The sequence below is a fragment of the Bacillus sp. FCW2 genome, assembly GCF_021228595.1.
In the GTDB taxonomy this organism is placed as follows: domain Bacteria; phylum Bacillota; class Bacilli; order Bacillales; family Bacillaceae; genus Bacillus; species Bacillus velezensis.
This window is the reverse complement of the sequence record NZ_CP089436.1, coordinates 2,749,148-2,762,670: the sequence shown is the minus strand read 5'-3', so window position 1 is coordinate 2,762,670 and position 13,523 is coordinate 2,749,148. Positions and strand designations below refer to the sequence as shown.

Sequence of the window (13,523 nt, the reverse complement as noted above, 5' to 3'; positions counted from 1 at the left end):
CCAGTATAGTTACATTAGAATTTTCTTTTACTAAGAAGAACCAAAGAAGCTGTAAAACGAAAGAAATCACAAAATACAATATGTACCTAATACTATTCATGTCAATCCATCCCTTCAATGATCCTTATTGTCCTATACAGCGTACACTGAACCATGCTGGAATCTCCCGGTAATGATGAGTAAATATATGCAGAATAAACTGGAGCTGATCTAATCACCTAAACTTATTTTAAAATTTCAAAACGTGCAATTTCCCACTCTTTGTTTGCTTTTAGCGGGATTGTTTTTACCTTTTTGCCTGATTTCAAATCATAAGACGTGATGTCTCCAAGCTTCTTATCGCGCTGGATATCTAAGTTTTTGAGTAAAACATACATCTCTCTGTCAGTGAATTGAACATCATTCATTAATTTGTTATCATCCCCCGCATAAAAATTGAAAGAGTTTTTCTTAACCATTTTTTTATCAAATATCTGCAGCTTCCCATCAAAAGAAACAGCTAAGATGCTATCTTTTACTATTTTCAATTTTGCAGGATGAAACCCTTTCTCCATCTCGACTTCTTTTTTCACCTTTAGCGTCTCTTTGTCTATTAATATGAGCTTAGAATTCTCTTTCTCATTCACGTTATCATTAACTGCCAGTACAAATGTATTTGCATCTAGAGCTTGGAATGCATCCTTTTCATCCATGAAGTATATCCCTTTATTCGGTATGGATGCCTTGTTCTCTTGCTTATTTGTCTCTTGGTTAATTGAAAGGATGGACATACTTTCTTCATCACTTGAAATGACATAAATTTTATTTTTAGCGACGATTGCTGATCCAAGTTCTCCGTCAAGCTTTATTTGTTTCTTGTTTTTTCGGCTGTTTTCCTTCCAATATACCAATTCACTCTTCAGCCCTTTGTCTGTATATCCAACGTTAATGTCATGGATGATATAACCGTCAGAACTTCTTATAAAGAAAGCACCTTCATCCTCAGTTGTTTTTGACAAACTCTTTTCATTTATTTTGTTTATTGTTCCGGTTTTATTGTCTATCATCAAGTGATTATTGCTTCTATTTGATGAGAAGTACGTATCGTTTTTGTTATGTGAAGACATCGTGAAATTTATACCATCTTTCAATTCCAAGCTATCCATTTTAGTACCATCTTCACCGTAAACCCCAATCTCACTTCCCCTATCTAAAGTATTGGAAAAACCAACAATAAATTTTGCATTGTCAATATCCTTTAATACAGTCTTTTGATTGCTGCTTTTTTCCTCTTTTTCATTCCCAGTTGGGATGAGACCGCAAGAGGTTGTGACGATCAGTATGCAAATGAAAATAAACAAGGTTTTAAGTCTATTCATTTTTTTCCTCCCTATGAGATAGCAAAAAGCCTCCGGATACCCGGAGGCTTTTGATTCTTATCCTTGCTGCGTGAACGGCCGGGTCTGTGTCTTTTTGCCCCAGCCAAGCGCGGCCAGAAAACTGATGGCGAGAATGGCCGCTCCCAGCATATACGGAAATTCCATATTTACGTCAAAGAGAAAACCGGCGGCTGACGGTCCGGCGATATTCGCTAAGCTGATGAATGAGGTATTCATCCCGCCGGCAAACCCCTGCTGGTCACCGGCAAGCTTCGACAGCATCGTATTAACCGCCGGCCGGAGCAGCGATGTCAGCGTCAGAAAAAAGATTGCCGCGGCAAAAACAGTCCAATATGAACCCGCAAACCGGCACCACACAAGTCCTGCAGCCGCCCCGATCAACGTCACGTTAATGACGCGTTTTTCCCCGAACTTGCGGACGAGATAACTGACGCCGACCGCCTGCACAAACACGCCGATGAGACCCGCAGCCGTAATAATAAAGGCAATATCAGAGGCTTTAAATCCGTGTTTATGGTCAACGTAAAGGCCGAAAACAGATTCAAAGTTCATAATTCCGAAGTTCAGCACAAAAACCAGAATCAGCATAAACGCGAACGGCGACTTGAGCGCGCGTGACATTTGCTTAAACAGATGCTCACGTTTTTCCGTTTTTGCCCGGGCTTCCAGCTGCTTTTCACGTCCCAGCGTTTCGGGCAGAAAGAAAAATGAAAGCACACTTGAAAAGCAGGCGAGACTTGCAGACACGATGAACGGCACAGACATGCCGTAATGAACCAAATAGCCTCCGACACCGGGCCCGATGACGACACCGAGCGTCATCGCCGCGCTGAACAGCCCCATTCCTTTCCCGCGTTCTTCTTCGGTCGTAATATCCGCTATGTAAGCGAACATTGACGGCATTAAAAACGCCGCGCCCATTCCGCCTAAAAGCCGGGATGCGAACAGTTGCCACAGGCTTCCGGCAAAGGCGAAGATCAGTTGTGACACGGCAAAGGCGGCGATGCCGAAAATAATCAGTTTCCGCCGTCCGTATTTGTCGGTTATTTCCCCGGCAATAGGCGCAAATAAAAGCTGTGTAAGCCCCGCCGCCGCAACAAGCAGACCCATCGTGCTGCCCGTCGCTCCGAATTCGGTAATATAGGTGGGCATAATCGGAATAATCAATCCGATTCCAAGCATCGCAATAAACATATTCAGCATTAAAATTGACAATCGGCCTATGTACGCCATGATTTCTTACCTTCTCCCCAGACAAACAAATGATCATTCCATATTTGTCATTTTTTATACCATTCAGTATAACGGGCAAAAGGGAAAAAAGTCCAGATGATTTCAATCTCGTTTTCATGTCTCATGACAGCACACCGGTTTCAGCCGGCAGATCATATATGTTAAGGGCCGCCTGCAGCGCTTCACCGGCTTTAACGGCAACTCCGTGTCTGATCAGAACCGCTTCAAGTCCGGCCAGCACAAACAGTACATTTTCCTTTCTGCAGCTGTAGCCCATCGTTCCGATTCTCCAAATTTTCCCCTGCAGCGGACCGAACGAGCTGGCGATTTCAATTCCGAATTGAGACAAAAGCATCCTTCTGATCGATTCGCCGTCTGCTTCCGGCGGAATCTTCACACATGTGACGACAGGCAGCTTCGCCTCCGGATCGCCAAATAAATCAAGGCCCATCGCTGCAAGTCCCGCCGTAAGCGCTTTTTCATGACGCCGATGCCTGCGGAACCGTTCTTCAAGTCCTTCTTCCAAGACAAGGCGCACACCCTCCCGCAGCGCATAAAGCATTGCTGTCGCTTCTGTATGGTGATTCAGCCTTCTTTCACTCCAATAATCTTCGAGCTGGCTCAGATCAAAATAGTTGCTCGTAATCGGACGGTGACCGGACAGCATGTTGCCGTCAGCCGCCGTCGCAATGCCCCGTTCTATTTTTTTACGCGCGGCAATGACAGCTGCCGTCCGGTCATTATAAGTAATCGGCGCCATTCCGGAAGGGACCGATAGGCATTTTTGCGTTCCCCCGATGACTGCGTCAATCTTCCATTCATCCGTTTTTACGGCGCAGCCTCCGATCGTGGCCACGGCATCCACGATAAAGAGTGCGTCTTGGGCGCGGCACGCTTCCCCGATTTCTTTCAGCGGGTGAATCCGCCCCGTTGATGTTTCTCCATGCACCATAGCGACGATTTTCGGGGAAATCTTTTTCATCTCGCTGATAATCTCGTCAGGCCGGAAGACCGTTCCCCATTCACGCTCGATCGTATGAACGTCCGCTCCGTACCGCTCGGCGATTTCAGTCAGCAGGTATCCGAAGCGTCCGTATATCGGAACGAGCACGCTGTCGCCCGGTTCTATCACACTTGCGAGAACAGCCTCAATCCCCGCTCTTGATGTGCCGTCAATCGGATAGGCCCAGCGGTTTTCCGTTTGAAACAATTCACGGAGCATTTGCATCGTTTCGTTCATGATGCCGGTAAATGCCGGGTCAAACTGGCCGATGATCGGAGCGCCCATCGCCCTCAGCACTCTCGGTTCAGCTTCTGTCGGTCCCGGTGTCATAATGGTTCTTTGCGGAATGCACAATTCTTTTCTGGTCGGCACGCCGATTCCCCCTTTACGTTAATAGGCAAGTTTATGTAATACATTCGCCAGCGTAAGGACGCCGGTTTCAAGCTGATGTGCGGGTGTGAATTCAAGCGGCGAGTGGCTGATCCCGCCACGGCTCGGCACAAACAGCATGCAGGCCGGAAAGGTTCTGCCGAGCATCTGGGCGTCATGTCCCGCTCCGCTTACGATCTTCTCCGGGTCCGCCCCCTGCTCTTTTGCAGCCTCTGCTGCGGTTCGTGTCAGGGTCTGATCCATTTGAACCGGCTCTATCCTCATATATTCATCAATAACAGGTCTGACTCCTTTGCTGCGGCTGATGTTTTCAACAATCGACACCAGTTTCTGATGGAAGGCTGCCAGCACGTCTTCCTGCCGGTGGCGAATATCAACTGAAAACTGGATACGGCCCGGAATGACATTCGCCATATTCGGCTCAACCGTCATTTTCCCGCACGTCAGGCGGAGCTCTTCCGGCTGTCTTTCCGCTGAAAGCATCAGTTCGTGGATGATGCTGCTTCCCGCCGCGAGCGGGTCTTTCCGCCATTTCATCGAAGTGGTGCCGGCATGGTTGCATTCACCGTCAAGCGTAACGGTATAGCGTCTCTGTCCGGCAATCCCGGTGACAATCCCGATATCCTTTCCTGATCGTTCAAGCGTTTGCCCCTGTTCAATATGAATTTCCAGAAAGGCTTTGATATCAGTGCGCAGCGGTGCTGGATAACGGCCTGCACCGAAGCCATACTGCCGCATGGCTTCTTTCAGAGAAATGCCGGACGCGTCTTTCGGCGTTTCCGCATCTGAAAGCGAGAAAGCACCGGTGATATTGCCTGAGCCCCAATAGGTGATGGGAAAACGGCTCCCTTCCTCTTCACAGAGCGACACAGCCTCCAGCGTTTTTTTCGGACGCCCGCACATCTCATGCAAATGCCGGATCGCCAGCATGCCCGCCAGCACGCCGAACGCACCGTCATATTTGCCGCCGTCAATAACAGTGTCAATATGCGACCCGGTCAGAATCACCTCATCAGGCGATTCTGTGCCGTTCAGCCGGCCGAATACGTTACCGACATCGTCAAATGCCGTTCCCAGCCCGAACGCCTCCATTTTCTTTTTGACGGCAAGCTGGGCGTCCATCCATTCTTTCGTATATAAAAGCCTCGTCACTCCGCCGGAAGCGGAAGCGCCGAATTGAGACAGCCATTGTATATCATCGGAAATCCCGATATTCGCCCCCGAAAGCCGCTGGTGTTCCATACACGCCCTCCTTTTTAAACTGCTGACAAGATGATCTTCATTATAGAAGGAGCGCATAACGAGTTCATTATCATATCTTCCAAAAAATCAATGATTTTCCGGATACTTTGACCAATAAGCCGAAGGAACCTTTTTTCAAAAAAGATAGAATATTAGATTTATTTTTTAGATAATAGAGGTAAAGGAGGGCAAGTCATGACAAAAAAACTTTGGTTTCTGCCGATTGTCTGCCTGTTTTTCATTTTTGGATGGGCCGCGCCGTCAGCCTCTGCGGGCGCGCCGGCTGACACGAATCTGTACAGCCGGATGGCGGTTTCAACTGCCGGCGGCACAACTCTTTTTCCGCAAACTGCCTCAGCTGTCATCACTCCGTCTGCGGATACGGACACATATTACAAAGAAGCTTCCGGAAAAAGCGGAACGGCCTTAAAGAGCGCCCTGCACCGCATCATCAGCGGACATACAAAGCTGTCTTACAGCCAAGTATGGAATGCATTGAAGGAAACTGACGAAGATCCGGCAAACCCGAATAATGTCATCTTGCTCTACACCCAGGAATCACGGGCCAAAAGTAAAAACGGCGGCAGCGTCGGGGACTGGAACCGTGAACACGTATGGGCAAAGTCACACGGAAACTTCGGAACAGCTGCCGGCCCCGGGACGGACATTCATCATCTGCGCCCTGCAGACGTCCAGGTGAACAGTGCCAGAGGAAACATGGATTTTGATAACGGCGGCTCAGAATATCCGAAAGCGCCGGGCAATTATTACGACGGTGATTCCTGGGAACCGCGCGATGAGGTCAAAGGAGATGTCGCCCGCATGCTGTTTTACATGGCGGTGCGTTATGAAGGAGACGACGGGTATCCCGACCTTGAGCTGAATGATAAAACCGGAAACGGCTCAGCTCCTTACATGGGAAAACTGTCCGTTTTGCTCAAATGGAATCAACAAGACCCCGTCGACAGTAAGGAAAAACGGCGGAACGAAATCATTTACGAAGACTATCAGCATAACCGCAATCCGTTTATCGACCATCCGGAATGGGCGGACGAAATCTGGTAATCGTATCATAAGAAGTGATAAGGGAGCCCCGATCATCAGGCTCCCTTTTTCAATATACGGCGTTTTTAGTGTCGGCATCAAAAAAGACGGCCCGGTTCATATTGACCGCAAGCAGAATGGCATCGCCGGGTTTCACCTGTGAAGCGCCGTCAAGACGGATCGTCATGCGGTTATTTCCGCTCACCGCATGAACGTACATCTCCGCGCCTAAGTTTTCACATACTTCCGCCACAGCGCGGCACACCGCTTCAGGCGGGTGCTCTGATTGTCCGGCAAGCGTCAAATGCTCCGGACGCAGCCCCGCAATCATCTCCTTACCGCTGTATCCTTTCTGCACAAGAACGGCCGCTTTTTCTTTCGGAATGGGCAGACGAACGGACGAACCGGCAAAATACCATTGCCCGTGACTTTCTTCAATGAGGCCTTTTATAAAATTCATACTCGGAGAACCGATAAAACCCGCCACAAACATATTCGCCGGATAATGATAAATCTCATGGGGGCTTGCGGCCTGCTGAATATCTCCTTCATTCATCACGACAATCCGGTCGCCCATTGTCATCGCTTCCGTCTGATCATGCGTCACATAAACGATGGTCGCTTTCAAACGCTGATGGAGCTTGCTGATTTCGGCGCGCATCGTCACTCGCAATTTCGCATCTAAGTTGGAAAGCGGCTCGTCCATCAGAAACACTTTCGGCTCCCGCACGATCGACCGGCCGAGCGCAACCCGCTGCCGCTGCCCGCCTGAGAGAGCCTTCGGTTTCCGCTTGAGCAGATGCCCGATTTCCAAAATATCAGCGGCCGTCCGGACTCGCTCTGCGATTTCTTTTTTCGGCAGCTTTCTGAGCTTCAAACCGAACGCCATATTGTCAAACACCGTCATGTGGGGATACAGCGCGTAATTCTGAAAAACCATCGCGATATCACGATCCTTCGGGGGCAGATCGTTTACCGCGTCTCCATCGATATAAAGCTTCCCCTCAGAAATGCTCTCCAGTCCGGCAATCATTCTGAGTGTCGTAGATTTGCCGCAGCCGGAGGGACCGACAAGCACCAAAAGCTCCTCATCTTTTACATCTAAGTGAAAATCCTTCACTGCCGCCGATTGGGCGCCGTATGTTTTTTTGATATGGTCAAATGTTAATGATGCCATTCGAAACCTCCTCCAATACTGGAAACCGCCACATCTTTCTGTTATGTTAAAAATGTTCGGGGTTTCTGACAGATTCATAAATCAAAAGCAAATTTGTATTATAACGTCATAATACATATAATAGTACTACTACTTGACAAAGGAGGTCCGTCCCATTGTTAAATAACGGGAGCTCGAAACCTTTATATATTCAGCTGAAACAAATTATCGCGGACGATATCAAGAAGGGCGTTTATTCGCCGTCCGTAAAACTGCCGACTGAAAATGAGCTGTGCGAAACGTACAACGTGAGCCGCATAACGGTCAGGAAGGCCATCCTTGATCTTGTGGAAGAAGGCTGGCTCGTCCGGCAGCAGGGAAAGGGAACGTTCGTTAAAAGCCCTAAACTGAAGCGGGAGCTCATCGCGGTCAACGGCTACTCTGAATTTATGGAATCAACGGGGAAAAAACCGAAACACCAGATCCTTTCTCATGAAATCATTGAAGCGCCTAAATCCATCGCCCAAAAACTTCGCGTCGATTCCGAAAGTCCCGTTCTTGAATTAAAACGCATTTTATTTCACGACGACCAGCCGCTCTCATTCGAAATCGCCCACTATCCGCTCAGTTTATTTCCCGACATCGGCAAGCATATTAAAGGCGGCGTGTCGATGCATGACATTTTGAAACAGCACTATCAGGTGGTGCCAACCCATAATACGAAGCTGTTAAATGTCGTATATGCCAAGCAGGAAGAAAGCCGCTATCTGGCTTGTGATATCGGGGATGCGCTTTTTGAAATTGACAAAACCGCTTTTATGTCAAAAGACCAGCCGATATACAGCTCGCTGTTTGTAATGCATACCGACCGCGTCACGTTTACCATTAACAGTCCCTATGCGTAACAAGTATAAAAAACGAGACAATGCTTATCGTATTCTCGTTTTTTCACTGCTTTTCCCGCCGCCCGGCCTGTAGGGATGCCCGTAACCGAACGCTCCGAACCCTCCGCATGTTTTGGCAGCCGTCCCGGCGGCCGCAGTAAGCGCTCGCCGAATATCCTGGTGCTCGAAGAAATCGGTAAGAAACCCGGCGATAAAAGAATCACCCGCGCCCAATGTATCTATTATATCAGCTCTTACCACCGGCTGATGATAGACGCGTTCCCCATCCGATAACACCGCGCCATATTCCCCCCTTGTCAGACAGACGATTTTCGCTCCGAAACCGCGGGCTTTTTCGGCAAGCCGCACACATTCACTTTCACTCAAATCACTCCCGGAAAAAAACGCATACGTCACGTACGGACAGACTGCTTCTAAATAGGCTTCGTCACGTTTTACAGAGAAGTCAAAGGAAATCGGCACATGGCCGCTCAGCATCGGAAGGTCACGTTCTATCCTGCTGTATACGCTCGTATGCAGCAGATCATGTCCGGCGATAAATGAGATGTCATTCTCCTGAAAAGCGAGCGTCAGACGCGATTGCACGCCGCCTTTATTTGATCCGGCAAATATCCTGTCCCCTCTTTCATCAAGCGTGACGACCGCCATCCCGTTTTCTCCGTATGCCCGGCGGATCAGATCGGCATTCACCTTTTCCAATTTCAGCACATTCAATACGTGATCCGCCGCTTCATCACTGCCGAGAATCCCGATATAAGAAGTTTCGTGGCCTAAGCGCCGGGCAAGCACGGCTACATTTAACGCATTTCCGCCCGGGTAAAACGTCTCCTGATCCTGATAATAATCTACTACATTATCTCCGGCCGCTATCAGTTTCATCTTTTCATCCCCCTTATCCTTTCACGCTTCCCGCTGCAATGCCGCGGATAAAATATCTCTGCATCAATAAAAACAACGCGATGATCGGAGCAGCAGAAATCGTCAGCCCGGCCAGCAGCACGCCCCAATCCGTCTGCAGCGCATCTCTGAACTGCATCAGCCCGGCCGGAATCGTCCGTAAATTTTCATCATCGATAAAAATAATCGCAAACATAAACTCATTCCATGTATGGTAAGCCGTCAAAATGCCTGATGTCACAAGAATCGGCACGCTCATAGGTAAGAATATTCTGAAAAATATTCCGAAACTTGTACATCCATCCAGATAGGCAGCTTCCTCAAGCTCTTTGGAAATCGACAAAAAATAGGAACGGATCAGAATCACGGTAAACGGAATACGATAGGCGGCGTACGGAAGAATCAATGCCCAATACGTATTGTACAGTCCCAATGACTGGATAATGGAGTACAGCGGCACAAGACTGACCTGCGGCGTCAGCATCAAGCCGCCAAGACAAATGATCAGCACAAACCCTTTTCCTTTAAATTGAAAACGGGCCAGCCCGTATGCCGCCCAGGCGCTCACAAATACGGTGATGAGACAAGTCAGCACGGTCACAATGACGCTGTTCATAAAATAAGCGGAAATCCCTTGGTTCCATGCGGATACGAAGTTTTCGGGATGCCAGACAGAGGGCAGCGACCAGCTGTGCTCAAAAATCTCATCCGAGCTTTTAAAGGCGCTGACCGCCATCCATAACAGCGGATAAGCAACGGCAATGAGGTAGATAAAGAGAAACAGCCACACAGACGTTTCCCCGACATACCATTTTCTCGGTTTTCCGCCTGTTCTGACGGCCTGACGGGCATGACGCAAGTCCGTCTTTTCAGGAAGCATCGGCTACTCCTCCTTTCCGGTCTTAAAGAATTTCATCTGAATAAGCGACAGAGCAAGCGTCAGCAAAAGCACCACCGTCGCGATCGCAGAAGCGTAGCCCATCATATCTTTTGTAAAAGCGCTCTTATACAAAAATGTGCTCAGCACTTCTGAAGCATTGCCCGGCCCTCCGCCGGTCAGAATATACGGTTCATTAAATACGGTAAATGCGCCGGTCAGCGTCATCACCACGGCAACAAACGACATTTCTTTCGTCTGCGGCACCGTAATGTGAAAAAACTGCTGGATTTTTCCGGCTCCGTCCAGCTGCGCCGATTCATATAATTCAGCGGGAATGCTCTGAATCGAGACAATGTACAGCATGGCGATGTAACCGACAGACTGCCATTGAGACACAAAAATGACAGACAGCATAGCGGTGTTTTCATCGCCCAGCCACGCCCGGGTCAGTTCATCAAGTCCGACGGCTTCCAGCAGCTGATTCAAAAGCCCGATTTCCGGGTTATAAATAAAATCAAACAACAGCGCAATAACGGTCATGGAAATAACGACCGGAAGAAAAAAGACCGTGCGGAAAAACGGCGACCATTTTCTTACCAATCTGTCTTCCAGCACGGCCGCCAGAATTAAGCCGCCGCCAACCTGGCAAATCAGCGATATGACCGCATACAGCACATTGTTGCGGAGTGCTGTAAAAAACACGGGATCGTGAAACAGGTCAATATAATTTTTCAAACCGATAAACGTCTTTTCGGGTTGAAATGAGCTCCATTCAAACAGACTGAAAAACACATTCTCAATAATCGGAATGTAAACGAACAGCAGAAAAATCAGCGCGGGCGCGAGAAACAGATACGGAATGAAACGTTTTCGGCTGACCAAGGAAATCCTCATCTCCTTTCTCCAAAGAAATCTGTTCTATTCAGATGACGCTCTGACCTGACGCGCCGCTTTCTGCACGGAATTCATCACCTCGCGCGGTGTCATTGTGCCGCCGAGCATCTGCTGAACGCCTGCCGCATACACATCGGCGATTTCAACGTCAACATCCATATCAAACCACGGCACCATTGATTCGGCGCGGACGATATCCTGCACGGCTTCGCGCTGGATCGGGGCGGAATTGTTTTCTGTCGCCGTTCCTTGAACCGCGCTGTATTTACCGACGTCTTTTATCAGCTTCTCTCCCATTTTTTTCGAGGTTAAAAACTGAAGAAATTCCATGGCTTCTTTCGGGTGCTTCGTTTTTGAGGAAATCATAAATCCTTCCGGAGATCCGGTCAGTGCACGGGGAGATCCCTTTTCGCCGCTGATTTTCGGGAAAGGAAACAAGCCCAGATTGACCGGTTCGACGAGCTTAATTTCTGCCGTTTCCGCATAAATCATCGCCGCTTTGCCGCTTGTAAACTGCTGGCGCACGTATTCGTGATCAACGGAGTTCACGTGCTTTGTAAAGTACGGCAGCAGTTCCTGAAGCTTTTCAAGCGCTTTGACATAGCCTTCGTCCGTAAACTCCCCGGTTTCCGGGCTGTAATCCTTCGCCCGCGTTTTTTCATCCACCATACGCTGGTTCAGCGTCCCGATATAATGAGAAATGGTCCAAGGCGCTTTTGTGCCGAAACTGATCGGAATATATCCGTTCTCTTTCAATTTCTCAGAGACTGTGATCAGTTCATCCCATGTCGCCGGGGGCTTCAAATGTAATGTATGAAAAATGTCCTTATTATAAAAGAATGATTTAGCGTCCATTTGCCACGGAACGCCGTACTGTTTTCCGTCATGCGTAAAGGGTTTGATTTGTGACTGCACAAGCTGTGAGGACCAATCTTTATCCTGCTGATAGTAAGACGACAGATCGAGGGCTTTATCTCCTTTGATGAATTTATAAGCAAACCGGTCGCTCCATGAAAAGAAAATATCAGGGGGGCTCGTTGTTCCGAGCATGACTTTCACCTTGTCTTTATAAGAATCGTTTAAGACCGCTTCCGTTTGGATATGAATATCCGGATGAGCGGCTTCAAATTCTTTGACCGCTTCTTCAAAATAGCTTTTTTCCGGCTCCTTCGGCCACCTGTGAAAAAACTTCAAGGTCACTTTTCCGTCAGAGGAACTGCTTTGGCTTGAACAGGCGGCGGCTGACAGACATACGGCTAACAGAACGAACAGGCAGATGAGCTTTTTCAGATGCTTTTCCTCCTTTGTCACCGGACTATAACGTTATATATCATTATAGTCCGGTGAAATATAATGCGCGTTCTTAATATTCGACTTTCCACATGTAACGCCGCTGGCTTAACGGATGGTTCCTTGCTTCCGCCAGCGCATCCGCATAGCTTCTGAGCACCCGGTTTAATACGAGAGGAGCCAGATAGCCTTTTACAGAATCGTCAATTCCGGAAAAATCATATGCTGCCGCATCAAGCACAGTCAGTTTTTTGCCGTATCTTTTTGAGAAGGAAAGCGCCCGCTCTTCAAGGGGTCTTGTTTCGTCTAAGCCGAGCAGGATAATAAATGGAACGGATTCATCAATGATTTCGAACGGTCCGTGAAAATATTCTCCGGCATGAATGGCGTGGGAATGAATCCATTGCATTTCCATGAGAATGCAGATGCTGTAGGAGTAAGCGACGCCGTAGTTCGCACCGCTTGCCATCGTGTAAATGATATCTTCTTTTTCGTGGTCTTTCGCGAATGCCTTTGCGTGATCCGCTTCTTGTTTAAGCGCTTTGTTATATACGGTCTGGAGTTTATTGAGTCCGTCGATCGCCTGCTCAAACGCGGGATGGTTTTCCAGCACGTGTAAAGCGCCGAACACGATTTGATACAGAACCCCGTAATTCGTATTTATCGCCTGTGCGTTCTCACCCCAGTCATAAACCGCGACATATTCGGCTTCTTTCGCTAACGGCGAATCAGGCTCATAGGTCATCGCAATCGTAAGCGCGCCTTTTTTTCTGGCGAAACCGGCGGCTTTCACCGTTTCCGGCGTATTGCCTGAATGAGAACATAAAATCACGAGAGAGTTCTCTCCGAGCTGAACGGGATTGCGCTGAATAAATTCATTTGAACTGTAGAGATCAGAGCTGATGGCTTTCGCCTCTCTGTCAAACACGTACTTGCTCGGATACATAATGGCTGAAGAACCCCCGCAAGCGACGAAAAAGACGTGGTCAATCGTTTTTCCTTTCAGATCATCCAAGAAAGCCTGAACCTTGTGATTCACTTGTGCGGCAGTTTGACTCAAATCCTTCACTCCTCAGTGTTTTATTATATAACGTTATATAACATTATATAACGTTATATTAATCGCAACAAAGGTGCGTTGTCAATCATATTTTCTGAAATTTCTAAAATATAAAATAAACCCGCCTTATTTCCCGCCCTCTCTTGACCT

Annotated in this window: 12 protein-coding genes; 2 read left to right on the top strand and 10 right to left on the bottom strand. The window is 48.1% G+C overall.

Going from position 1 to position 13,523, the window contains the following annotated elements; all coding sequences use genetic code 11:
• Window positions 1-224 precede the first annotated feature (224 nt).
• The 4 genes from K3G25_RS13945 to allC form a co-directional block, all read right to left on the bottom strand.
• Window positions 225-1,358 (bottom strand): hypothetical protein, encoded by a 1,134-nt coding sequence (locus tag K3G25_RS13945; RefSeq protein WP_173613649.1) that lies wholly within the window; start codon window positions 1,356-1,358, stop codon window positions 225-227.
• A 57-nt stretch (window positions 1,359-1,415) separates the two neighbouring features.
• A complete protein-coding gene (locus tag K3G25_RS13940; RefSeq protein WP_072177417.1) occupies window positions 1,416-2,612 on the bottom strand; it encodes an MFS transporter in 1,197 nt (398 codons plus the stop codon).
• A gap of 121 nt (window positions 2,613-2,733) precedes the next feature.
• Complete coding sequence (locus tag K3G25_RS13935; protein ID WP_217365583.1) at window positions 2,734-3,945, bottom strand: pyridoxal-phosphate-dependent aminotransferase family protein; 1,212 nt, start codon at window positions 3,943-3,945, stop codon at window positions 2,734-2,736.
• Between the two features lie 60 nt (window positions 3,946-4,005).
• Complete coding sequence (allC, locus tag K3G25_RS13930) at window positions 4,006-5,247, bottom strand: allantoate deiminase (RefSeq protein ID WP_104678953.1); 1,242 nt, start codon at window positions 5,245-5,247, stop codon at window positions 4,006-4,008.
• Between the two features lie 195 nt (window positions 5,248-5,442).
• On the opposite strand from allC, the gene K3G25_RS13925 reads away from it, so the two are divergent.
• Complete coding sequence (locus K3G25_RS13925; RefSeq protein ID WP_007410107.1) at window positions 5,443-6,312, top strand: endonuclease I family protein; 870 nt, start codon at window positions 5,443-5,445, stop codon at window positions 6,310-6,312.
• A gap of 49 nt (window positions 6,313-6,361) precedes the next feature.
• Here the strand turns inward: K3G25_RS13925 and K3G25_RS13920 are convergent, their stop codons facing one another.
• Complete coding sequence (locus K3G25_RS13920) at window positions 6,362-7,468, bottom strand: ABC transporter ATP-binding protein (protein ID WP_021493994.1); 1,107 nt, start codon at window positions 7,466-7,468, stop codon at window positions 6,362-6,364.
• 155 nt (window positions 7,469-7,623) lie between these two features.
• On the opposite strand from K3G25_RS13920, the gene K3G25_RS13915 reads away from it, so the two are divergent.
• The gene (locus K3G25_RS13915; protein WP_014418812.1) at window positions 7,624-8,352 is read left to right on the top strand and encodes a transcriptional regulator FrlR; all 729 of its coding nucleotides are present in this window, start codon (window positions 7,624-7,626) and stop codon (window positions 8,350-8,352) included.
• Between the two features lie 24 nt (window positions 8,353-8,376).
• Here K3G25_RS13915 and K3G25_RS13910 read toward each other — a convergent pair whose 3' ends face one another.
• The 5 genes from K3G25_RS13910 to K3G25_RS13890 all read right to left on the bottom strand — a co-directional run bounded on the left by K3G25_RS13910 (window position 8,377) and on the right by K3G25_RS13890 (window position 13,373).
• Complete coding sequence (locus K3G25_RS13910; protein WP_007613586.1) at window positions 8,377-9,231, bottom strand: PfkB family carbohydrate kinase; 855 nt, start codon at window positions 9,229-9,231, stop codon at window positions 8,377-8,379.
• Window positions 9,232-9,244: 13 nt separating this feature from the next.
• Window positions 9,245-10,129 carry a carbohydrate ABC transporter permease gene (locus K3G25_RS13905; protein WP_003151895.1) on the bottom strand — a complete coding sequence of 295 codons (885 nt, stop codon included), beginning with the start codon at window positions 10,127-10,129 and terminating at the stop codon, window positions 9,245-9,247.
• Between the two features lie 3 nt (window positions 10,130-10,132).
• Window positions 10,133-11,023 (bottom strand): carbohydrate ABC transporter permease, encoded by an 891-nt coding sequence (locus K3G25_RS13900; protein WP_012118373.1) that lies wholly within the window; start codon window positions 11,021-11,023, stop codon window positions 10,133-10,135.
• A gap of 24 nt (window positions 11,024-11,047) precedes the next feature.
• Complete coding sequence (locus K3G25_RS13895) at window positions 11,048-12,313, bottom strand: ABC transporter substrate-binding protein (protein ID WP_025650319.1); 1,266 nt, start codon at window positions 12,311-12,313, stop codon at window positions 11,048-11,050.
• A gap of 73 nt (window positions 12,314-12,386) precedes the next feature.
• Window positions 12,387-13,373: an SIS domain-containing protein gene (locus tag K3G25_RS13890; RefSeq protein WP_104678952.1), complete on the bottom strand. Its 987-nt coding sequence runs from the start codon at window positions 13,371-13,373 to the stop codon at window positions 12,387-12,389.
• Between the last annotated feature and the right edge of the window lie 150 nt (window positions 13,374-13,523).